Origin of the sequence: Peribacillus sp. NPDC097224 (assembly GCF_044761985.1) — a bacterium.
Lineage (GTDB): Bacteria > Bacillota > Bacilli > Bacillales > DSM-1321 > Peribacillus.
In genome coordinates this window covers 402,995-426,977 of sequence record NZ_JBIWDK010000002.1, presented here as the reverse complement: position 1 = coordinate 426,977, position 23,983 = coordinate 402,995, and the positions used below count along the sequence as shown (strand labels likewise).

At 43.4% G+C, this 23,983-nt stretch carries 20 protein-coding genes; 15 read left to right on the top strand and 5 right to left on the bottom strand.

Going from position 1 to position 23,983, the window contains the following annotated elements; genetic code table 11:
• Positions 1-157 precede the first annotated feature (157 nt).
• On the top strand, positions 158-472 hold the full coding sequence (locus ACIQXR_RS05505) for a hypothetical protein (protein ID WP_403079697.1): 315 nt from the start codon (positions 158-160) through the stop codon (positions 470-472).
• Positions 473-536: 64 nt separating this feature from the next.
• Here the strand turns inward: ACIQXR_RS05505 and ACIQXR_RS05500 are convergent, their stop codons facing one another.
• Entirely contained in the window at positions 537-983 is a 447-nt protein-coding gene (locus ACIQXR_RS05500) for a YwpF family protein (RefSeq protein ID WP_403079696.1), read from the bottom strand.
• A gap of 320 nt (positions 984-1,303) precedes the next feature.
• Between ACIQXR_RS05500 and ssb the strand changes: the two genes are divergently transcribed.
• The 9 genes from ssb (at position 1,304) to ACIQXR_RS05455 (ending at position 12,520) form a co-directional block, all read left to right on the top strand.
• The gene (gene ssb, locus ACIQXR_RS05495) at positions 1,304-1,669 is read left to right on the top strand and encodes a single-stranded DNA-binding protein (protein WP_403079695.1); all 366 of its coding nucleotides are present in this window, start codon (positions 1,304-1,306) and stop codon (positions 1,667-1,669) included.
• Between the two features lie 81 nt (positions 1,670-1,750).
• Complete coding sequence (locus ACIQXR_RS05490; RefSeq protein ID WP_403079693.1) at positions 1,751-1,987, top strand: hypothetical protein; 237 nt, start codon at positions 1,751-1,753, stop codon at positions 1,985-1,987.
• Between the two features lie 299 nt (positions 1,988-2,286).
• Complete coding sequence (locus ACIQXR_RS05485; protein ID WP_402870419.1) at positions 2,287-3,291, top strand: ABC transporter ATP-binding protein; 1,005 nt, start codon at positions 2,287-2,289, stop codon at positions 3,289-3,291.
• Complete coding sequence (locus ACIQXR_RS05480) at positions 3,272-4,240, top strand: ABC transporter ATP-binding protein (protein ID WP_402954822.1); 969 nt, start codon at positions 3,272-3,274, stop codon at positions 4,238-4,240. The genes ACIQXR_RS05485 and ACIQXR_RS05480 overlap by 20 nt, the downstream gene beginning before the upstream one ends.
• Before the next feature lie 42 nt (positions 4,241-4,282).
• Positions 4,283-5,902 (top strand): ABC transporter substrate-binding protein, encoded by a 1,620-nt coding sequence (locus tag ACIQXR_RS05475; protein ID WP_403079692.1) that lies wholly within the window; start codon positions 4,283-4,285, stop codon positions 5,900-5,902.
• Positions 5,903-6,015: 113 nt separating this feature from the next.
• On the top strand, positions 6,016-7,020 hold the full coding sequence (locus ACIQXR_RS05470; RefSeq protein ID WP_402871314.1) for an ABC transporter permease: 1,005 nt from the start codon (positions 6,016-6,018) through the stop codon (positions 7,018-7,020).
• Positions 7,021-7,032: 12 nt separating this feature from the next.
• Positions 7,033-7,935, top strand: coding sequence for an ABC transporter permease (locus ACIQXR_RS05465; protein ID WP_402870427.1), 903 nt, complete (start codon positions 7,033-7,035; stop codon positions 7,933-7,935).
• 221 nt (positions 7,936-8,156) lie between these two features.
• On the top strand, positions 8,157-11,897 hold the full coding sequence (locus tag ACIQXR_RS05460) for a S8 family serine peptidase (RefSeq protein ID WP_403079691.1): 3,741 nt from the start codon (positions 8,157-8,159) through the stop codon (positions 11,895-11,897).
• Between the two features lie 200 nt (positions 11,898-12,097).
• On the top strand, positions 12,098-12,520 hold the full coding sequence (locus tag ACIQXR_RS05455) for a hypothetical protein (RefSeq protein WP_403079690.1): 423 nt from the start codon (positions 12,098-12,100) through the stop codon (positions 12,518-12,520).
• A gap of 35 nt (positions 12,521-12,555) precedes the next feature.
• Here the strand turns inward: ACIQXR_RS05455 and ACIQXR_RS05450 are convergent, their stop codons facing one another.
• A complete protein-coding gene (locus ACIQXR_RS05450) occupies positions 12,556-15,528 on the bottom strand; it encodes a DEAD/DEAH box helicase (RefSeq protein ID WP_403079688.1) in 2,973 nt (990 codons plus the stop codon).
• Positions 15,521-17,143 (bottom strand): hypothetical protein, encoded by a 1,623-nt coding sequence (locus ACIQXR_RS05445; protein ID WP_403079686.1) that lies wholly within the window; start codon positions 17,141-17,143, stop codon positions 15,521-15,523. Before ACIQXR_RS05445 ends, ACIQXR_RS05450 begins: the two co-directional genes overlap by 8 nt.
• 145 nt (positions 17,144-17,288) lie before the next feature.
• Between ACIQXR_RS05445 and ACIQXR_RS05440 the strand changes: the two genes are divergently transcribed.
• Positions 17,289-17,837 carry an REP-associated tyrosine transposase gene (locus ACIQXR_RS05440; protein ID WP_402954803.1) on the top strand — a complete coding sequence of 183 codons (549 nt, stop codon included), beginning with the start codon at positions 17,289-17,291 and terminating at the stop codon, positions 17,835-17,837.
• Between the two features lie 201 nt (positions 17,838-18,038).
• Here ACIQXR_RS05440 and ACIQXR_RS05435 read toward each other — a convergent pair whose 3' ends face one another.
• Positions 18,039-18,932 (bottom strand): helix-turn-helix domain-containing protein, encoded by an 894-nt coding sequence (locus tag ACIQXR_RS05435; protein WP_403079684.1) that lies wholly within the window; start codon positions 18,930-18,932, stop codon positions 18,039-18,041.
• A gap of 196 nt (positions 18,933-19,128) precedes the next feature.
• Between ACIQXR_RS05435 and ACIQXR_RS05430 the strand changes: the two genes are divergently transcribed.
• Complete coding sequence (locus ACIQXR_RS05430) at positions 19,129-19,257, top strand: hypothetical protein (protein WP_402990422.1); 129 nt, start codon at positions 19,129-19,131, stop codon at positions 19,255-19,257.
• A gap of 234 nt (positions 19,258-19,491) precedes the next feature.
• Positions 19,492-19,824: a hypothetical protein gene (locus ACIQXR_RS05425; protein ID WP_402870447.1), complete on the top strand. Its 333-nt coding sequence runs from the start codon at positions 19,492-19,494 to the stop codon at positions 19,822-19,824.
• A 31-nt stretch (positions 19,825-19,855) separates the two neighbouring features.
• Here ACIQXR_RS05425 and ACIQXR_RS05420 read toward each other — a convergent pair whose 3' ends face one another.
• Entirely contained in the window at positions 19,856-20,002 is a 147-nt protein-coding gene (locus tag ACIQXR_RS05420) for a hypothetical protein (protein WP_402870450.1), read from the bottom strand.
• Positions 20,003-20,222: 220 nt separating this feature from the next.
• Here ACIQXR_RS05420 and ACIQXR_RS05415 point away from each other — a divergent pair, with 220 nt between their 5' ends.
• Both ACIQXR_RS05415 and ACIQXR_RS05410 read left to right on the top strand, forming a co-directional pair.
• A complete protein-coding gene (locus ACIQXR_RS05415) occupies positions 20,223-21,662 on the top strand; it encodes a magnesium transporter CorA family protein (protein ID WP_403079682.1) in 1,440 nt (479 codons plus the stop codon).
• A 152-nt stretch (positions 21,663-21,814) separates the two neighbouring features.
• Complete coding sequence (locus ACIQXR_RS05410; protein WP_403079681.1) at positions 21,815-23,827, top strand: penicillin-binding transpeptidase domain-containing protein; 2,013 nt, start codon at positions 21,815-21,817, stop codon at positions 23,825-23,827.
• Positions 23,828-23,983: the final 156 nt, after the last annotated feature.

The following is a 23,983-nucleotide window of genomic DNA, read 5'->3' as shown; positions in this document are numbered from 1 at the left end:
CAACCATTTTTTCTCCCTTTGATGCCGGACATTTATGTCCGGCATCTTTTATATGCAGAAGTTCAAGCATATTTTACTAATTAAAAATAAGGCGCAAGTTATTTTTACATTCGGGCAAAATACTAAATGATAAAGAATGAAGGGAGGTTACCTACTCATGATGAAGAAAAGACTTTATGCGCTAATCGGGGGATCTTTGATGTCTGCCATGTTCCTTGCTGGATGTGGAAATGATGATGACAACAATCCTGCACCCGAGAATGACAACATGATCGAAGAAAATCAAAATGATGGTGTCGATGATAATGGAGGCACTGGAAACGATAATAACAATCTTGATACGGATAACGACGGTATGATCGAAAATGATGATACGATGAATGGCGACGACAATAACAATACAACGAACAACAACAATGATTCTGACGATTTAATGGAAGATGCTGAGAAAAAAGGCGAAGATAACAAATAAAAGGCATATAAAGAGGACTGGCTTAGCAATGGCGGGTGTTATTCCCTTCAGCTAAGCCAGTTTTTTATTTTATGGACGATTTATAGGTGGACAGTTTAGGTCTGGATTTAATTTTTTTCTTGAATTCCCTGATTAAATCCTCGCCCTCCAAGCCTTTATAGACTAAATCCTCAAGAAGAAGTTCTGCATATTTTGTGTGGTTTTTTTTGATATGGCCGACAAATAAAAGGCTATAGTGACCATCGACTTTTTTAATGGTGCGCAGGACGGTATCGAATAAAGCGGGTTCATTGTCTTTTTTCGTTATAACAGCCTGAATGGTCACTTTTCCATCAATATCAGGAAGTGAGGATGCAAACTCATGAAAATGTTTTTCTGCCACAAAGGCCTCTAGGAGCCACGAGCTGATATCATTTTCTTTATTAATGATGAGTCCATCGGCTAAGGGTATATCAATTAATCGTGAATCCTCTGTAACAATCTGTAGATAGATTAATTTGAAAGATTTCATTAAATACCTCCATTCCTTGCCTTTATGAAGAAGACAGTCAAATGCCCATTTATCCCTGTTAATTCCTTTTAAAGGTAATTATATCATACTAGAATATTTTGATTTTTTAAAATGATAAACCTAAAAATACGCTAAAAGTAAAAAAAAGTCCAAATTGATAGGTTTAAGCTTTTTAGTAAACAAGTTTTCTGCAAAAAAGAGTTATGGGTGTAATATAACGTTTTTTAAAGCCAAAATGAGTGGCATTCGTCCATTTTGTCGATTTCCCCTTTTTAAAAGAAAATCTTATGATTAGATCATGAAAGGAAAGGAGGAAAAAGATGATCAATCAAGTAACCCTTGTCGGAAGATTGACGAAGGATCCCGAATTAAGGTATACGCCAGATGGCAAGGCGGTCTCCAATATTACAGTAGCTGTGAACCGTAATTTTCGTAATCATGCAGGGGATTACGAGGCTGACTTCGTACACTGTACCCTTTGGAAAAGAACAGCCAAAAATACAGCACAATATTGTAAAAAAGGTTCGATTGTCGGGATAACTGGCAGAATTCAAACGAGAAGATATGACAACCAAGAGGGTAAAAAAGTATATGTCACCGAAGTGATTGCCGAGCTGGTTCAATTCATAGGGACTAAGCAGCAGAATGATGGCAAGGCAAAGGAATTCGAACATATTGGTCTATAGCTTACTTGGAGGTGAAGCATGAGTGAAAAAAATGGAATGCTTTCCAACGGGCAACAGTGAAACCGACTCCTGTTCAGTTCGATGCAGGATAAGCAACGAGTAGAACAACTCATTGGCGACTTAATTGGGCATGTGGCCAAGACCCATGTCCAAACAAAAGAGAATGAAGATGAGTTGAAACACCTCAGGTTAAAGGTAGCCCAATTAGAATCGTATAACAAGTATTTATATGAGCATAATGAAAAATTAGACAAACGGGTTACAAATTTAGAACAAATTAGTGAACGTATAAAAAGCGGCACCCTTCAAAAAGCATAATAATACTGGGCAAGTCCTGTAATTTTTCTCTTTCCCCAAAGCCGACCAGGCTTTTCCCCCGTAAGTTTCTCCGAATCCTCTCCTAAAATGGAATCGAAAGACATGATTCCTCCTCTTTTTAGAATGACTGTATACATACAGTCATTCTTTTCTGTGGGCTAATACTATTGTACTAATTAAAAATATAATTCTGTTAAGTTGGAATTTTGAGAAAATATATTGTAAAATTTTAATTTTGATGTAATAATAAACCAAATAATATTAAAATTGTAAACTAGAGATATATGGGAAGTGATGTAATGAGTGTTCCAATTATTGAAGTCAACGGGTTACGAACGAGCTTTCGTACTGACGATGGAGAGATTCCTGTCGTGAATTCCATCGATTTTCATATCAATCCTGGTGAGGTGTTAGGAATTGTCGGGGAATCGGGCTGTGGGAAGAGTGTAACCTCTTTGTCGATCATGGGGCTTGTGCCTTCGCCTACCGGTAAGGTAGAAGGGGAAATATTGTTTAAGGGAAGTAACATTGCCAACGCATCTGAAGCTAAAATGCGAAAGATTCGGGGAAATGAAATCGCTATGATCTTCCAGGAACCAATGACAAGCTTGAATCCTGTCTTTACAATTGGAGAACAATTGGTGGAGACACTTCGGATACATAGAAAATGGAATAAAAAACAGGCCCGCCAAAGAGCGGTCGAAATGTTGAAGTTGGTTGGGCTTGGACGAGCCGAAGAACTGATAGATGAATACCCTCATCAGCTTTCGGGCGGGATGAGACAGCGTGTCATGATTGCCATGGCCATGATTTGTGAGCCAAAGCTACTTATAGCGGACGAGCCGACCACGGCCTTGGATGTCACGATTCAAGCCCAGATTTTAGAATTGATGAAGAACCTGAACAAGGAGACAGATACAGCAATCATGATGATCACCCATGACCTTGGTGTAGTGGCACAAATGTGTGAGCGTGTCATAGTCATGTATGCCGGTAGGGTGGTCGAGGAAGGAAAAGTGCAAACGGTTTTTCAAAACCCGAAGCATCCGTATACGATTGGCCTCCTGCAATCGATTCCTGATATGCGCGTAAAGAAGGAACGGCTTTATTCAATCCCTGGAAATGTGCCAAAACCGGGAACGAGCAAACTTGGCTGCCAGTTTGCCCCTCGCTGTTCTCATGCGATGGAGCAATGCCTGAATGAAACCCCGTCTCTTCTGGCTTTTGATGAAGGGCAACAAGTGCGTTGTTGGCTGTATGAAGATGCGAAAGGAGCACCATTGCATGACTCAACCATTAGTTAAGGTAGAAAATCTGAAGAAGCATTTCCCAATCAAAGGGGGAGTGCTCGGTAAAACGATCGGCGAGGTGAAAGCCGTCGATGGCTTGTCATTCTCCATAAACAAAGGGGAGACGCTTGGCCTTGTCGGTGAAAGCGGATGCGGTAAATCGACGACGGGCAGACTTTTGCTTCGATTACTCGAGCCAAGTGAAGGTAATGTCTACTTTGAGGGTAAGGACCTGACGACACTATCCACCCGTGAAATGAGGAAGATGCGCCGCGAAATGCAAATGGTCTTTCAAGATCCATTCGCCTCGCTCAATCCTAGGCACACGGTTGAAAAGATATTGGAAGAACCACTCATCGTCCATGGTGTCAAAGATAAGAAAGAACGGAAAAAGCGTGTGCAGGAGCTACTTAAGGTTGTTGGGTTAAGCAGTTACCATGCCAAACGATACCCACATCAGTTCAGTGGTGGTCAGAGGCAACGTATTGGCATCGCCAGGGCTCTAGCCGTCAATCCAAAGCTGATTATCGCGGATGAGCCTGTTTCGGCTTTGGATGTTTCCATTCAAGCACAGGTGTTAAATCTCCTACAAGATTTGCAGAGGGATTTTGACCTCACTTATCTTTTCATTGCCCATGATCTCGGAGTCGTTAGGCATATCTCGGATCGGGTAGGCGTGATGTATCTAGGACATATTGTTGAATTGACGGAAAGTGAAGGGCTTTATGAAGATCCGCTACATCCGTATACACAAGCCTTACTATCGGCGGTTCCGATTCCGGATGTAGAGTATAAGGGCGATAGGGTCATATTGCAGGGCGATGTCCCGAGTCCATCCAACCCGCCTAGCGGATGCACATTCCATACAAGGTGCCCGAAAGCGATGCCAGAATGCAAGACTGTAAAACCAATTTTACAGGAACACAAACCAGGTCACTACGTCTCTTGTCATTTATATAATTGATAGGACGTATACATAAATTTACAGAAAATAAGGGGGAAGAATATGAAGAAGACATTAGCTTTATTGTTAACCAGTATTTTAGCCATTTCACTTGCGCTTGCTGGCTGTTCATCATCGACATCGAAAGATAAGGATGATGAAAAAGGCGGCTCAAGCGAGGCAAAGGGCGGCGGGGTTTTAATATACGGTAAAGGCGGAGATGCGGTTTCACTTGATCCTGCTATCGTAACGGATGGCGAGTCTTATATCGTCACACAGCAAATCTATGAAACACTTGTGAAATATGGAGAAGACAATACGGAAATCGAACCGGGCCTTGCAGAGTCATGGGAAGTTTCCGAAGATGCGAAAACTTACACGTTCAAGCTGAAAACGGGCATTAAGTTCCACGATGGCACGGATTTCAACGCGGAAGCGGTCGTTAAGAACTTTCAGCGCTGGGCAACAAGTAAGGATGAAGCGAAATTTGCTTACTATGCTTCCATGTTCGGTGGCTTTGAAGGTGACGAAGGCCACGTGATTAAAGAAGTAAAAGCTCTTGATGATAGCACAGTGGAATTCACACTAGTACGCCCACAAGCACCATTCTTGAAAAACGTTGCGATGTCACCATTTGCCATTGCAAGTCCAACGGCAGTTGAGAAAGATGGAGACAATTTCGGCAAGAATCCGTCTGGAACGGGTCCTTTCAAGTTCAAATCATGGAAACCAGGCGACACGATTGAAGTCGTGAAAAATGAAGACTATTGGCAAGAAGGATTGCCAAAACTTGATGGCATCACGTTTAAAGTCATCAAAGATAACTCGGCTCGTTTGAATGCAGCAATCAAAGGTGAAGTCGACCTAATGGACGGATTGAACCCAAGTGATATCAGCAAAGTGACAGGGGACAAAAACCTTCAAATCTTTGAACGTCCATCCATGAACGTTGGCTACTTTGGATTTAACGTTGAAAAAGCGCCATTCGATAAAAAGGAAGTGCGTCAAGCCATTTCCCATTTGATCAACAAACAGGAAATCATCGATAACTTCTTTGAAGGAACGGCTGAGCCTGCGAAGAACCCGATGCCACCATCCGTTTCTGGATACAATGATGAAATTGAAGACTATGAATACAACGTAGAAAAGGCAAAAGAACTTTTGAAAAAGGCTGGTCTTGAAGATGGATTCAAAATGGATCTATGGGCCATGCCGGTACCACGTCCATATATGCCTGATGGACAAAAAGTCGCTGAAGCCATTCAAGCAAGTCTGAAACAAGTCAATATTGAAGCCAATATCATGACGTATGAGTGGGCTGCATACTTGGAAAAAGTACAAGCCGGTGAAGCTCCTTCATTCATGCTTGGCTGGACTGGTGATAATGGAGATGCCGATAACTTCCTTTATACATTATTGGATAAAGATACAATCGGCTCGAACAACTACTCTCGCTATGCAAACGAAGAAGTGCATAAATTATTGATTGAAGCTCAATCTACTGCAGATGAAGCAAAACGTAATGAGCTATACGGAAAAGCACAGGAAATCATACATGAAGAAGCACCTTGGGTACCACTTGTACATTCGTTGCCACAATTAGCTGGTACTAAGACAATCAAAGGATTCGTTCCGCATCCTACAGGTTCTCAGTCTCTAATTAACGTGTCAATCGAAAATTAATTGTACGGACCGGGGGGTATGAATGTATGCTCCCCGGTTTTGTCATGTGAATTAAAGATTTAAAGAATGAAGGGCGATTAAAAGCCCATGTGTAAAAAAGGCAGGTGAGTGTTTTGTTTTCCTATACCATAAGACGTTTGGGTTCTCTCATTCCGGTGCTTCTCGGAATGGCGTTTATTGTATTCATGATGATTCGGGCGATACCGGGAAACCCCGCCCAGGTAATATTAGGGCAGCAGGCAACGAAAGAAGCCGTCGCTGCCATGACAAAGGAGCTTGGTTTGGACCAACCATGGTTCATTCAGTTCTGGGATTACTTAATTGGCCTGTTAACAGGCAATCTGGGGGTTTCTCTAAAAACGAATACCCCTGTTTCAGAGGAAATTTGGCCTTACTTAACGGCCACGATGGAATTGGCCCTGATTGCGATGATTATAGCGGTCATTATCGGCGTAAATGCCGGGATCATCTCGGCATGGTTCCAAAATTCCTGGTTTGATTATACGGCCATGATCGTTGCCTTAATTGGCGTATCGATGCCGATATTCTGGCTTGGCCTTATGGAACAGTATCTTGTTGCGATTCAGTGGGACTTGCTTCCAACAACTGGACGGGACAATATAAGAGACCCTGTGGAAGCGATAACGGGCTTTTATTTAATAGATACTCTTGTTTCCGGTAGATTCGATCAATTTATTGAAGTGGTGAAACATCTTATCTTACCGGGAATTGCACTTGCAACCATCCCGATGGCGATCATTGCGAGAATGACACGCTCATCCATGCTAGAAATCATGAGGTCCGATTTCATCCGGACGGCTCGTGCGAAGGGCATGAAAATGTTCTGGGTGGTTTATAAGCACTCCCTGAAAAATGCTTTAATTCCAGTGGTCACCGTTATCGGTCTGCAAACGGGTCTACTATTGGGTGGCGCGATTTTAACGGAAACCATCTTTGGATGGCCGGGTATTGGAACATATATCTATGAAGCTATCCTTTACCGGGATTATCCGGTCATTCAATCGGGAATTCTCGTCATCGCCTTTTTGTTCGTCATGATTAACTTGATTGTGGACCTTTTGTATGCAGCGATTGATCCTAGGATTAAATATAAATAGGGAGGATATCTCATGGCTGAAATTGTTACGAATACACCGCCGATCATTCCCCCTCAAGAGGTAGAGGAAAAAGCCATTTCTCCCTGGAAGGAAGGTTGGAAAAGCTTCAAGAAAAATAAGGTTGCCCTGGTTGGCCTCGGCATTGTCCTATTTTTCATTATACTGGCTATTTTCGCCCCGCTTATTGCACCCTATTCCTACGAAGGGCAGAAGCTCAGCGATAAACATTTGTCCCCTTCGTCAGAGCATTGGTTTGGCACGGATGAATTCGGCCGCGATATCTTGAGCCGAATCATCTATGGCTCTCGCTTATCTCTATGGGTCGGCTTTTTATCGGTGGCTGGTTCTGTAGTGGTCGGATCTTTCCTCGGCATCATAGCCGGGTATTATGGCAAGTGGATCGATACGATCATTTCGAGGCTTTTTGACATTGTACTGGCGTTTCCGAGCATCCTGCTAGCCATAGCGGTTGTTGCCGTATTGGGACCATCCCTGCGCAATGCACTCATCGCGATTGCAATCGTCAATGTGCCTACGTTCGGTAGACTTTTGCGATCACGGGTTCTGACTGTAAAAGAAGAGGAGTATGTAACGGCCGCTAAGGCGATTGGTATGGGGGATGGTCGGATTTTGATTCACCACGTCCTGCCGAATAGCCTTGCGCCCATCATCGTTCAAGGGACTTTAGCGATCGCGACCGCCATCATTGAGTGTGCAGCGCTTGGATTCCTTGGGCTGGGTGCACAACCACCTTCACCTGAATGGGGAAAAATGCTTGCTGATTCGAGACAGTTCATCATTCAGGCGCCTTGGACCGTTCTATTCCCAGGGATCGCCATCATGTTGACCGTACTTGGCTTCAACCTGATGGGCGATGGCCTACGTGATGCATTGGATCCAAGAATGAAAAACTAAAGAGGAAGAGGCGGTGATTTTCATAATCACCGCCTTTTTTGTGCTTTGATATTTTCCATAATCTCTTAATGATGACAGGTATTGAAAAATAAACATATTATACTAGAGTCTTCTAGGAAAATAGTGACTATTATCTCTTAAATTCATGATAAAGGGTGTGATACTTTTATACCTATAAGGAAAAATATAGAAAATTCTAATTTTATAGGAGGAATCGTTCATTGATTAAACGCATTTTGCCCATTCTAGCAATCTTTCTATTAGTATTTACAGCAACGGTTTCCGCTGCCAATCTTCCTGATCCTTCGATTGGAAAGAATGCGGGACAGAAAAATCAGGAAAGTATCCTGAAGTTGAAGAAAGAAGAGACAGATAAGAAGTACAAAACCGATGAAAAGGTCAGGGTTATCGTACAGATGAAGGAAGCCCCGGCCATTGAATATGCCTCTAAGGAAGGTAAACGATTTAAAGACCTTTCTAAAAGCAAAAGGGAAGAATTAAAGTCTAAAAAACTATCAGGCCAGAAAAAAGTGAAAAATAAAGTAAAAGAGAAGAAGATAGCTTTAAAGGAATTTGAAAGTTTTACGACAGTTTTGAATGGGTTCAGTGCAGAGCTACAATATGGAGAAGTCAAAGAAGTGGCAGCTTTGCCTGAAGTGGCTGAAGTACATATTGCGAATGAATATAAACGACCTGTTGAAAAACCGGATATGGTATATAGCAAGGAACTGGTCCAAGCCCAGGAAGCTTGGAGGGAGTACGGCTATACGGGGGAAGGGATGGTCGTCGGAATCATTGATACCGGGATTGACCCATCTCACCGTGACATGATCCTCAGTGATGCTTCAAAGGCGGAACTGACGAAAACGGAAGTCAGTGAAATGATACAAGCCAACCAGTTACTTGGAAAGTATTATACGGAAAAGGTCCCTTACGGATATAACTATATGGATGACAATCAAGAAATCCTCGATCTTGCTGAGGGAGCTTCGATGCATGGGATGCACGTTGCCGGGACCGCAGCGGCTAATGGGGATGAAGAGAATGGCGGCATTAAAGGGGTGGCCCCTGAAGCCCAGCTTTTAGCATTGAAGGTGTTCGGGAATGACCCTGCTGTGAAGACGACCTGGGGGGATATTTACATCAAGGCCATTGATGATGCCATTATTCTTGGGGCAGATGTCTTGAACATGAGTCTTGGTTCGACGGCAGGCTTCGTCTCAGAGGAAGATCCTGAGCAACAGGCCGTATCAAGGGCCGTGGAAAATGGAATCGTGATGTCGATTTCCGCAGGAAACTCTGCCCACTTTGGAAATGGGTTCGCGAATCCATGGGCAACGAATCCAGACATCGGCATAGCGGGTTCTCCGGGACTTGCCTATGATTCGCTTCAAGTGGCATCGATTGAAAATAACTATCTTGATTTAGATGCTGCTACCTATCAGTTGAACGGGCAGGAAGGGAAAGCACCGTTCATGTCGGCTTCCAGTGTGCATCCTAACGCTTTAAAGGAAAAGACGCACGAACTAGTCGATGCAGGCCTTGGAACCCCTGAGGAGCTAGCCAAGGTGGATGTCAAAGGCAAGTTTGCCCTTATCGAGCGTGGGGGAATCACTTTTATCGAAAAAGCGCAAAATGCTCAGAATGCAGGAGCAACAGGTGCCATCATCTATAACAATGCTGATGGATACGTATCCATGGCAACAGAGCCTAGCATAACGATTCCACAGCTATTCATGCTTAAATCGGATGGTGCGAAGCTACAAGCCGCCTTATCGGAAGGTGAAAAAGTGACGCTCACTTTCAAGGGGGATAAGGTGAAATCAGCTAATCCCGAGGCTGGGAAAATGAGTGCCTTTACTTCATGGGGCGTCGCACCGAACCTTGATTTCAAACCGGAAATCACAGCGCCGGGCGGACAAATCTATTCGACATTGAACAATGATGAATACGGCATGATGAGCGGTACATCGATGGCGGCTCCTCACGTAGCGGGAGGCTCTGCCCTCGTATTGGAAAGAGTCGATAAAGACTTGAATGCAAGAGGGTTCGACCGGGCAAACCTGGCCAAAAACCTAATGATGAATACCTCTCGACCTGTAACCGATCAAGGCATGGTCAATGCTGCATTCGGATGGGATATTCCCTACTCGCCGCGCAGGCAGGGAGCCGGGATCATGCAATTGAATTCCGCGTTGGCTACGCCGGTGGTCGTGACCGAGGCATTTACGAATGTAGCGAAGGTTGCATTGAAAGAGGTAGGAAACACGTTCGCTTTTACTTTGAAGGTTGAAAATATAAGTGACGAAGCGGTCAAATATGATGTATTGGGGAATATCCAAACAGACTATTCGATTCAGGGACAGTTAGGTTATGCAGCCAATCAATTAGAAGCACAGGAAATTCAGGATGCTACGATAAAAATCAATAACCGTGAACAAGAAGAAATCACTATACCTGCAAAGAAATCGGTCAACATTGAAGTGAAGGTGGACCTGTCTAAGGCTAAGGTGCTTGGGGACGACCTCCAGACGCCAGTCGCAATCGATAAGGTCTTTCCAAATGGGTACTTTGTTGAAGGGTTCGTGACACTGAAAGACCCGGCAGACAATAATCCAGAACTGAACGTTCCATATGTAGGGTTCAAAGGAGAATGGGACAAGGCACCTATCTTGGACGGAACAAAATATGATGAAGAATCATACTACGGCATGGCTGGTGCGGTATCAACTGCAGGTGAAGACTTTACCTACCTGGGGTATGAGCCGGTAGGAAAGATATTTGACCGGAAATATATCGCGATCTCCCCGAATGGTGATGGAGCGCAGGATGATTTTATCCCGATTCTATCATTCTTGAGAAATGCGAAAAAAGTAGAATACAACATCATGGATGCTGCGAAAAAATCGGTCCGGACAATCCGAACGGAGAATCAGGTGCGGAAGGACTATTATGACGGCGGAAGCGGGACGGCCTATACGTTAGACCCCGCCCGTAAATGGGATGGCAAAATCAATAATAAGCTCGTTGCAGACGGTGAATATATCTATGAAGTCAAAGCAGTGATCGATTACGCGGGAGCTAAATGGCAGACGTTTGAAATCCCTGTCAAAGTCGATACAGTGGCACCTACGGTCAAGATTTCAAAAAGTGGCAAGGTGGTCGCCATTGAAGGATCGGATAATGCCAACGGATCAGGCTTGGCGTATTACGATGTACAGATAGACGGGAAATCAATCATAACAGAACCGCTTGCTGCGGATACAAAAGAATATACTCTGCCGGATGTTAAGGGTGAAAAAGTACAGGTTGTTGCCATAGACTTCGCAGGTAATGAAAAGACGGCGGAAGCGGACTTGACTCAGGATACGGAGCCGGTTGAAAAAGATAAAGCGGCCCCATCCGTCTATATCACGAGTCCTGAAGTGTTGGGCGTGACCAATACGAAGAATGTGACGATTACGGGGTACATTAAAGAAGCATCTGGCATCAAGGAATTCAAGATAGACGATAAAAATGTCCCAGTGAAATATAATGAAGAGAAGAAACAATACGAATTCTCGTATAAAAAGAAATACAATGACGGCGTCCAAAGCTTCGTGGTTAAAGCAACGGACATAGTCGGTAATACAATTTCCTTCAAACGGATGTTCATGGTGGACACAAAGAAACCAAGCTTGAAGGTCAAAGGAGCACCCCTGATGGTAGGGGCCAAAAAACCGAACCCGAAAGTGGATGTGACCGTCGAGGACAACTTCGATGAAATCCGCCTTTACTTGAACGGAAGTGAAGTATTCTATCATGAATTTAAAGAACCGTACAAAATGCGTTCTTTCAAAGAAACGATAGAAGATGTTGAGCTGCCACTTGAAGTGGGCAACAATACATTCGAATGGAAGGTCACGGATATTGCCGGAAATGAGACGAAGAAAACGACCTACATCTATAAAGCAAAACGATAATAAAATGGCAGCTCCCTTTTTACAGAGGGGGCTGCTTTTCTTTATGTTGAGGCTGCGTATGCACCCTTTCACACGTTTTATGGATTATTACGTTGCTTATAACGTAATCCATGAGAAGCATTCTTTTTTTGAAATAGAGAAGGAAAATAAAAAGATGGTACCGAAATAGGTATATGGAACTAAATAAGAGGAGGAAATCAATGGATTTTAAAAAAGGTCTGACTACGAAGGAATATGGTCGTGGTATTACAGTTAAATATGAAAAGTATGATAGGTCACTAGCAAAAACGAGTTTCTTTGATGCACTTCAACTTGCTAATTCTCCATTTGAAAAGGAACCCCGGCACGATTCATCTTATCAAGAATATCCGCTTATTCCGGATGTAACCCTTTCGCTTTTTGAAAAGGATATGGCTAAGACTTCGATCACATATGATCCCCATAGAGAAAAGGTCATCATTGAAGAACGCTCAGAGAGATATTTGCCCAATAAAGGTGAAGCGCTTACAACGGCATTGGAGCATATCATGATCAGTCATGGAAATTACCAATCTTTTTTTATAGTGAATCCGAAAGATTGGAACACAAAAAGAAAAACCACCCATAGCTTGAAACCCGATTAATCAGGAAAGCTATTGAGTGGTCTAACTAGAAAAACTTAGTGAAGAGAGACGAGGTCCTTGATTTCATCAGTGGAAAGTTCTGTAATCCAGTTATCACTACTGATGATTTCATCGTTCAGTGCCTGTTTTTTGTCGAGCATCTGATCGATTTTTTCTTCAAGCGTCCCGGTACATATCAATTTATGAACGTGAACGAACCGCTGTTGCCCGATGCGGTAGGCACGGTCAGTGGCTTGATTTTCAACCGCAGGATTCCACCAGCGATCATAGTGAATGACATGGTTTGCCGCCGTTAAATTCAGGCCTGTGCCCCCAGCCTTCAACGAAAGGATGAAGATTGGGAAATCGCCATTTTGGAAGCGGGTGATCATATCATCACGCTGTTTCTTGTTCGCACTTCCGTTCAGGAAGGGAACTTCAAAGCCATAGCGTTTTTCAAGCAGTTTTTTCATCATGTTCCCCATACCGATGTATTGGGTGAAAATGAGGCAGCTTTCCTCCTGCTCGCGGACAGCATCCACGATTTCCGTTAGCTTCTCAAGCTTCCCGGATCGGCTAGCTGCCATCATGATGTTTTCCTTTTCAGTTTCCTTTAGATAAAGGGCAGGGTGATTGCAGAGCTGTTTCAGTTTATTCAGCATCTGCAGAATGATCCCTTTGCGTTCAAAGGTGGACAACTGCTCGATGTCTGCAAAGGTATCCTTGATTAGCTGTTCATATAATGAAGCCTGCTCGGTGGTGAGCGGCACGAATTCTTTTTGTTCCTGCTTATCAGGCAGGTTCAATGCGACATCTTTATCCCGTTTTGTCCGACGGAGCAGGAAGGGCTGAATTAAGCGTTGCAGCTCTTTGATTTTATCTTTTTGTTCTTCCCGTTCGATGGTGGTCACGTATTTTTCCTGGAATTGACCAAGCGTTCCCAGGTAGCCTTTGTTAATGAAATCAAAGATGGCCCATAACTCGCTTAAGCGGTTTTCCATCGGTGTACCCGTTAAGGCGATATGATGACGTCCATCAAGCTTGCGGACTGCCCTGGATTGCTTCGTTTGGGCGTTTTTGATGTTCTGTGCTTCATCAAGGATAACACTGCTCCAATGGATGGAGGACAATTCCTCCACATCTTGGTGGGTCAGGCCATAAGAAGTCAGGATGATGTCGTGGGTAGAAGCTTTTTTAATGAACGCATCACCCTTGGACCGACTCGAACCGTAATGAAGGTGAACCTTGAGTGATGGAGCGAATTTTTCCAGTTCCTTCTGCCAGTTGCCGAGTACCGATGTAGGGCAGACAATCAACGCGGCCTGAACAGGAACATGCTCAGGCGGGTTTGTGATTACTTCGACCTCATCGGGGCTTTCCGTTTCACTTTCCTCATCGACAATGATGGGTTCGCTCGTTTGCACCTTTTCTTCATGGGTAGGTAGCTCCTTGTCAGTCGCTTCGGCATTCTTGACATAAAGGAGGTAGGCAATCATCTGGACAGTTTTCCCAAGTCCCATATCGTCGGCGAGACACGCGCCAAATCCATATTCCCTTAAGAACAGAAGCCAGCTCATGCCCAGTTTTTGATAGGGACGTAAATCACCTTGCAATGTCCCAGGGACTGGCATGATCGAAATGTTCTTGGTTTCCCGCAGTCGTCCGACCATTTTTCTAAGCTCCTGATTCAATTCGAATTGAATTCGGAGCATTTCGCCGTTTTCCGGGTCATCCTCGATTTCTTCCCCTTCACTATTTAAAAGCTCCTGTTGCAGCAAATCGGTCAGTTGGATGCCTTTTTCATTGGCCGTTTCCATCAGGTTCTGGATTTGCTTGATGAAAGCGGGGTCGAGCTTGACCCATTGCCCACGGATATAGACAAGCCTGCGCTTCTCATCGACGAGCTCCGCGAACTCGGACTCAGTGAGCTCCTTACCGTTCAGGGAGAATCTCCAGTCGAAGTCCATCAATGCTTTCAGCCCAACGTAGGAAGGGCCGCGATTCGATTGGCTTTTCACTTTTGCCTTCACTTTGAGGGAGGATTCCTTTAAAGCGACCCACCAGGATGGAAGGAGGATTTCGACACCGAGAAATAGCAGCTTTTCGCTTGCATCGGTCAAAAACTCCCAGGCATCGATTTCGGATAGCTCGCTTTTTAACCGGCCCTTTTCCCCAATCCATGGGACGACGAGCTGCCAGCGTTTCGTCGCCCGTACGACTTCACTTGCGTACTTATTCCAGCCACGCGGCAATTTCTTGCCAGTATACGTTTCGATGATGCTTTCATCTTTTTTAGAGCGAAGCGTGACGTCTAGCTTCCATGGGCCATTTCCTTCAGGTGGTTCGGTTAAGCGTAGACCGATGGTGAAGGGTTTAGGATCCGGGTTAACACCGAGCCATTCCTGCCAGCTGTCCTGATCGAAAAAGGCCTGCAGTTCTTCCGGAGAAAGCCTTGAATCTTTTAAGGCCCCAACCGCTTCGCTCCATTTATTGTGCATCGGCGAGTAGGTCTTCAAATACATATTAGCGGCGCCATTATACCATTTCTCTATAAAGGTCCGATTGGTTTCCACTTCAGGTGAAGGTAGGTCCAAAGGAATCTCCTCTTCCCAAAAGGAAGGAAGGAATTCTTCCTCGACCTCTTCCGGCAGTTTCCAGCCGATGGAGTCCAACTGTAAATTCGTGAAATCAGGCACAGGAATCCCCGCTTCAATCGATTCATGAAGTACGGGGGCTGCGGATAGGCATAAGGATGAGAGCTCGGACCATTCCCATTCTATAAAGGAGTTAAAGCTTTCCTTCGCGAAAAAGTTCAGCAGTCCCCAGGCATCAAGAATGAAAACAGGGTTTTCGTTTATTGTATCTGTCGTCATTTTTGTGCCATAAAAACTGGCGTCATCCCAGTTGAACAGCAGTCTTCGAATGTAACTTGTATTGAGGAAGCTATTCTCTTCATTGACGACACCAAGGACGTAGGATCCATTTTCGAGAGCCGCTATTTTGATTTTTAATTTTCCTGTATTAAACATCGATTAGCTTTCCCCTTTTTAATTCTTCTTGAAAAGCGCGCAGTCGTTTCGTCGAATCGACTACATAGTGCATATACCGTTCGAATACCTCTTCCTTTTTCATCTTTTTATAGATGGTACGCATCTTTTTCAAATAACGGACTGCCTGTTTATAGGCTGGTCTGTTTTTCAAGGACACTTTTTCCTGTACCGCATGATAATAGAGGGGAAGCATCACTTCCGGATCTTTCGAGACCACTTCCTTGATGGATTCAGTGCTTATTAAGTCAATGCTGATTTCGGAGTAGATATGCATCTCCACCCATTTTTTATATTGGCCCTGTTCAAAAAGAAAGTTCGCATAGTTCCAATAGCTATGGGGAAGGGTAGCCCGGAAGAATTTCTCAAGCAAATCATTCCGCTTCAACTTAAAGCAACAGCTGGTGATCAGGGTCGTGAAAGTCCGGACAAAATCGACCCGCTGATAATAATCGGATAGATCGGTCAAGAATTCCTGAACATGGGCGTTGATGAATTCAATGAAAGGAATGGCCCGGGTACGGTCCTCTGAATCGGAAAGGAACTCCAGCCAATAAAAAATATACGGACAGGCTTCTTTCTTCAATTCGTGGAGAAGCTCGATCGCTTGTCGATCCTGATTCTCCATCAGAGATAGGTGAATCGTAGCCAGGGTATAGGAAATGCGCTCCGTCGTGCCTGCATATTGCTTGGGCAGTTCCTCCTGAACTCGGTTCAGCTCCTCTTTACGCCACGAAGATGTGGTGAACAGGTAGCTCCAGATTTCCCGGTAGAGGTCGATTTTTTCATACTCCAACCCTTCGCTGCCGTCCAGTAGCTTCGCTACATCTTCCTTAATGCTAAAGACGAAGGGGTCAAAAGCAAAGGGACGGGCCTGTCTGCTCAGTGGCTGCACCGTCTCATGAAGCTCTTCGGCCAAATCGGCGGCGAGCGCATAAAAGACACGGACCGCTTGGGTGTTGCTTTTATGTAGCTGGATCATTCTCATAGTCAGCTGCAATGTACAAAAATGGGTCACAAAATGATAAAGCAGCTTCCATTCCCGTTCCATCGGGGTTTTGGAGCTGAGACGTTTAAAGAAAGTCTGTATATGATTCTCAATCATGTAAGGCGGTTCCTCTATATAAGGCTCCACTTGCTCAGTGAAGGTATCGTGCACGAATTGCTTCCATGATGGATAGCTTTTTTCTAAAATGATGGATTTCTCCTTTGTATGTTTAAATATTTCACTTGCCCGCTTTACCTGCTGCAAAGCCTGGGTAGGTGTGGATTTTGGCGCGTTCCATTCGCTAACCCAATCGGACACACTGGCGTGCTCGGAATATCCGGAGAAGAATACGGCCATTTGGTGTCGGCAAATAAACCTGGAATCGCAGGTGCAGCTTCCATCCTGAGGGAAAAGCAAATTCAGCCTTGCCTTAAAGCGCGTGCCATCCTGCACCTCCGCGGTAATCAAGTCTTCCGCTTCCTCTTTCAGATCAACGAGCCCCTGGCGATATAACTGAAGACCCTCATTCACAACAGCCAAATCATCCGCGTCACCGGCCTCCAACAACTCCGCCAGCCGTTCCCCAACAAACAACAACTCCCGCTCCATACTCTCCTCCTTTTTGGGGTCACCTTTAGGGGTCAGACCCCATTTCCCAAAATTATATTTTTGTATTATCATTGATATATCAGTACTTTAACAACACCGGATGGGGGTCAGACCCTATTTCCCGGCATAGGAAAGGATGATGTTCATGCCTCGTAGACCGAGGATATGGTACCCTGGTGCGATGTACCATATTACTAGCCGCGGCAACCGCCGCAGTGATATTTTTTTAGACGACAAGGATCGCCTTCGTTACCTGCGTTATTTAGAGGAAACGAAAGAAAGGTATTACTTCGAACTCCATAGCTACTGCCTCATGACGAATCACGTGCATCTTCTCCTCGAAACGAAACAACACCCGATTAGTGATATTATGCATAAGCTGAATTCCCGCTATGCCATCTCCTTTAATAAACGGCATGACCATGATGGTCACCTCTTTCAAGGCCGTTACCATTCCGTCTTAATCGAATCGATCGAGCAATTCACTGCCACGAGCCGTTATATCCATTTAAACCCTGTACAAGCCAATATCGTCAAAAACCCCGCCGATTATAAGTGGAGCAGCTACAAAGTCTTCCAAACAGGAAAACCAAGCAAACACGTCAACCCCACACAAATCCTTCATTACTTCCAAACCCCACAGAACTATGAAACCTACGTCATGCGGGGGTCAGACCCTATTTCCCAGACTTAACAAAAAGCAAAGAACCTTTGCCAGTCAAGGGGTATGGAGCATTCGGTAAGGGGTCAGACCCCATTTCCCGGCACCCATTTCGAGGTCATCTCTTTATTATACTTCATTTGGGCTTGGAATTTGAAATGTTGTATACAGGTTTTGGAATATGTTTGTAGTCGGAATGTGAAAAGCCATTCCCGCATTAGGAATGGCTTAGTATTAATTTGTTTCTACGAGAGCTTCCCACACTTTGAATTTCTCATCGATAAAGGTGACAAAACGGTTTTGTTTTTGCAAATCGAATATGAGGCGGGCTCGTTCCATAAATTTTTTTGCTTGTTTATAGTTATTTTGCAATTCGTAGTTATATCCCAGGTGGTAATGGAGTTCAGCTAAAAGGTACATATGGTACTCTTCCAAACACCATTTGATCGCTTTTGTACAATACATAATGGAAGATTCATAATCCTCTAAACGGGTGGAAACTCGTGCTGAATTATAAAAAAGTCTGGTCTTTATCTTTTTATCATTTAAAAATGGTAGATGATTCATATGTGTAAGAGCTAATTTATATGTACATAGAGCTTTTTCATAAAGTCGTTCTTCGAAATATATTACACCCATACTTAGCAGATATTCTATTTCCCTTTCAGAGTACACCTTATCCGTTATATCAGATAAAGCAATGGCCTCCTCTAGGTGCTTTATCGCTTTATTCATGTTTTTATTCATCATGTATTCATATATCCCTTTATGCCACAATAATAATTGCTGGTTTTGCTTGTTTTGCGTGAACAAGGGATTATTTTCCTCTGTTTTAACAATGTCTCTCATATCTTGGTAATTCAAGGTCCTTCGTGTCAATTCCAATTGATGGGCGACTTCTTGAACATAGTCTAACCGAGGGGTCATTCCTATATCAAAAAAGTAATTAACATCTACACCTAACCTTCTGGAAATCATATATAGAGTGGTGGCGTACGGATAAACAACACCTTTTTCGATTTTGCTAATCTGGGCTTGCGTGCAAATTCCTTCTGCAAGTTCCTCTTGTGAAAGGCCAATTTGTTTTCTGAGTTCTTTTATTTTCTTCCCTACTGCTGAAAAATCCATGTTAACTCTCCTTAAAATATGCCTAGAGTTATATTTATAGTGAAAAATAGAAGAATAAATAAGAATGATTTATTTTCTTTATATGATGTGTATCAACACAACGAAAACGTATTTGATAAATCTATGGTTAAATACAACTATAGAATTTATTTCTATTAAATCCAATATTTTTTTTAAAAATAAGGAGGAATTACCCATGAAAAAAAGTCTTAAAGGGATGGCGGTATCCTTTCTTCTAGTAGCTGTAGTAGTTGTTGGTGGCTTAACATCAGTAACTGAATTACCAAGCGTACATGAGTTACCATCAGTTCATGCGAAAGCATAATATAGACGGTTAGATTATAATTCTCTGTCACCTCTTAGTAGGGGTGTCTTTTTTTTTGCCTTCATCTAAAATATTCTTTCACGCATATGCCTTTAGTTATATTTAGCTATGATTTGTCAATATAAGGGGGCATAGGAAGATGTGGAAGAAACGTGAGGGGCTATATGAACACATGGATGCATGAGGAAAGTTTGTTATAGTAAGAGTAACAAAACAGAGAGAGGTGGAAGGATTATGATTGATATTAATATGAAAGTTCAACCCTCTTTTTATGATGACGAATGTGCCATTGTATTTTCTTTCTATTTTGATAGGGCTGCCAAGAAGGTTGGGGAAGCTGTGGTCTACACATGCAAGAAATCAAATGAGAAAAAATACAACCAGGATGATATAGATACAGATGAACTCCTTGACCCGAGTAGTCAAGAAAAAATCGCTTATATAAAAGAGTTTTCCATCGTGGATGAATACCAGGCGAGCTCTATGAAAAAAATTCAACACTTTTTGGACGTAATCGGCATTCAAAATTGCGTGGGGCAAGATCATCAGAAAAAAGTTGCATATTAAGAACGTAAAGAAACTCATGACATCTCATATGTCATGAGTTTTTGCTTGTTAATTGGGAGTTCTGTGCATTGTTTTTCATTTTTTTTATGAATTCGCTCATCCGCTTCCGGTCGTTTGTTTCCGTAGGTTTTACCCGTTCTAATAACTCGAAATGGTATTTGTTCGTATCAGATTTCACGTTGTCTCCCCCTTACCAAATTCTTCTTATTGTTTTGTACCCGTTTTGTGGTTGTTCAAACCAGAAGTTACCTTCCGTTAAATAAGGAGTGGAGGGGAATAGAAGCTTGTCCGTTTTCTTACCATATTATGCTTCGTTTTTATTTGATAGAACTGGGGTAAGTGAATAAGAGCACGTGAATGAGAACCGGAGAACCCCGGTCAAGGCGGAGGAAAAAAATATGGCTATGAGTAATGAAAAAAACGACCGTACGAAGCGCTCCTTCCAACAATTTATTTTTCCGTTCATGCTAGAAGGAAATAAAATCGAAGGGTTTGTCAAACGGTTGCTTAAGGATGACTTTGTCTTTTTGGACCTGGATAATATGGACCTGCAGGACGATTTTTATGGCAATCATAAAGTTTCCCATCGTAACTTGGAGCAATACTTTATGCCAAATATTGTCCCCATTTTGTTTCCGAGCAGTTCAAAACAGAAAGAGGGCATACGCCGTTTCTCGAAGAAAATGGATCTGGGATGTACGTTCCGTTCGCCATTCTTAAAAACGGCTTTTATAATCAACTCCATTGATATCTACATTTGCCCGTTTCATATAGGGATGATTAATATCCGGGTTACCTTGCCTGAGAACCTTCCTTATGATGATGTCCTTTATTTCACGGATACGTTCCGGATTCTCGAACCCATTGCGGAAGACGAAATCGAGATGAAGGTCGGCTGTAGGAATAATGAGTATGGATACGTGAAAGATTTTATCTTCGAGGAGTTAATCCCTCCTGCTGAGAAATATATAGATGATGAAGAAGACCACACATCCTACTTCGGAAGCTTGCCTTTCTTCGTGGATGAACGCATGTTTGTCCTCAGTTATACGAACCTACCGAAGGATCGGGAAATTACCAAATCGGATTTATACCGAACGAGTCAGTTAAATGGGTATGATAATGATGGAGAACCCTATGTCGGCGCCCTGAACCCGAACTATATTGATAAGTATTACAAGGAGAGGGTGTACGATCGGTGGGGGGAGGAAACGTATTATGTCACGAGCGAGGGGCATTTTGCCTGTGTCACAAAAGCGACAGGTAAGCTAGAGAACCAACTTGCGAGTGAAATGTACGGGCAACACTTCTATTCCATGCTGCTTTACTTCTATTATAAAATAGTCCTGTTGAAACTGGCTCATGACCATTCCCAAATCGATGTGGAAAAAGACCAGTCGGATACGGAATTGTTAATCTTCATGATCACTGAGTTTTCCGCGAAGTACTTGTTCGCTGAAGTGAACAGCACCTTCACAGGGAAAGAGCTCTTCAAAATGACGAAAGAAGTATTCAGGATCGAACCGCTCTATCAAGAAGTGAAAGAAACGCTTTCCTACTTGTACCAAAACCAAGATAAGCTATCCGGGAAAAGCAGTAACTACTTGTTGCAAATCCTTACCATCTATACAGTCATCTCCGGCATATTCGGGATGAACCTGTATATAGAGGATTGGCAAAAGAAATTGACGTTGGAAGATTATATGAATTACACACTGTATGAGTGGGTGGCTGTATTGGTGACATCATCCGGCCTGATCATTTCCTTTGTCATGGGCTTCTTATTCTTGAAAAAATGGCTTCAAGAACAAAAGAGCCGGAAAAAGAAAGTGCTATAACAATCAAGTCCTGCGCACATGTGCAGGACTTTTGTTTGTGTTCATGATCTTAAATAGTAAAAAGAGGGAAAGTGTCATTACAAATTTCCCCTTTTCCTCCCAACCTTTGATAAACTATAGATATCATTCTTACTGTTCACTAGGAGGAGATTATGAAAAGATTAGCATTAGTTTTCGGCTGTTTGTTGATGAGTGTATTGTTTTTGGCGGGGTGCTCGGAAGAACCTAGTCCAGAAGAACGCTTTGCGGCCTATAAGAAACTATGGAATAAACAAGATTTTGCGAAGATGTATGATTATCTGTCGGCTGATACGAAGAAACAAGTCAGTGCAGATGAATTTGCAGAACGATATAAAAAGATCTATAAAGGAATTGAAGCCGACCAAGTCAAGGTGGGCTATACTCAGCCAAAAGAAGAAGAAGCAAAAGAACATAAAGATGATGAAAAGGTGAAATTGGCTTATACCGTCGATATGAACACGCTAGCGGGAGCTGTGAGTTCAGACCATAAGGCGACCCTTGTCAAAGAAGAGAGAGACAAAGAAGATAATTGGTACATTAAATGGGATGAAAGCTATATCTTCCCGGACCTCAAAGCCGGTGAAAAGATATCAGTCGAATCCTATCCGGCCATCCGGGGCGAAATTGTCGACCGGAAGGAACGCGGTCTGGCGATGAATGGGACGGTTTCGGAAATCGGAATCGTACCAGAGAAAATGGGTGACAAAAATGCCACCGTCAAACAGGTGGCCGGCATTCTTAACATGACAACGGATGAAGTGGAAAAGAAATTGAACCAATCATGGGTGCAACCTAGTTACTTCGTGCCCATCAAGCAAATTTCTTCAGATGAGACAGCGACCTTGGATAAGCTGTTAAGCATACCAGGGGTCTCTGCCAATAGTTCCGAGGAACGGATCTATCCTTATAAAAAAGCCACTGCTCATTTAATCGGCTATGTGGGGGAGGCGTCAGCGGAAGACCTGGAGAAATTAAAAGGCAAGGGCTACACCGCAAATGACGTGATCGGGAAACGTGGCCTCGAGCAAATTCTAGAAGAACGCCTAAAAGGGAAACCGGGTGGCAAGATCTTCATCAAGACAGAAGAAGGCGAGGAAAAAATCATCGCCGAGAAACCGGCTGAAGAAGGCGAAACGATCACGTTGACAATCGATGCCGAGCTTCAAAAGGATATCTTCAAGCAATATGATAACGAAGCGGGATCGGCGGCAGCACTTGATCCGAATACTGGCGAGACGCTGGCACTCGTATCCAGTCCTTCTTTTGATCCGAACAAATATGTACTGGGCATCACGAATGCGGAACAAAAGGCATTGGAAGAAGACCCAGACAAGCCACTACTGAACCGATTCAGTTCAACCTTTGCACCGGGATCGACGATTAAAGCACTAACGGCGGCGATTGAATTGAAAAATGGAATCGATCCTAAAGCGGCACTCAGCATTCAAGGAACAAAATGGGCCAAATCGAATTGGAAAGACCATTCCATCACACGGGTCTCCAACCCAGGAGTGCCAATTGATATGGAAAAGGCCCTCATCTATTCCGATAATATCTACTTTGCCCAACAAGCATTGAAACTTGGTAAAGATAAATTCTCAAAAGGGCTCCAAGACTTCGGATTTGATGAGTCCCTGAACTTCGACTACCCGATTAAGGCATCAAGCATCGGAAAGCTCGATAGCGAGGGACGCCTGGCTGATGCAAGCTATGGACAAGCCCAAGTCCAAATGAGTACCCTTCATTTGGCATTGACCTACTCAGCTTTCTTAAATGAAGGAAACATCATGGCCCCTTCCTTAGTGACAGGCGATAAAGCGGAAAAGAAACCATGGAAAGAAAACATCATTTCTGCAGATCAAGCAAGTACAATCACGAAGATGCTCACACAAGTCGTGGAGCATCCTAAAGGGACCGCACATGATTTAAACGATCTTGGCGTGAAGCTGGCTACGAAAACAGGCACAGCTGAAACCAAAGCATCCAAGAATTCCAGCGGAACCGAAAATGGTTGGTTGGTTGCCATGGACACAGAAGACCCAGAGCTGATCATGGCCTGGATGATGGAAGACGTAAAAGGACGGGGCGGCAGCCATTTGGTAAGTGATAAAATGAAGCCGGTTCTGAAGAAATATTTGAAGTGACAAGGAAAGGCATCTGCTTAGCGCGGGTGCCTTTTTTTGTATATAAAAAGTTATTTTGAACACTGGTTTTAACTATTGTTTTAAAAGTATCTTCATAAAATCCCTATTACTAACCTTGATAAAAAATACATATAATAACAAATAGTGGTTCTAAAG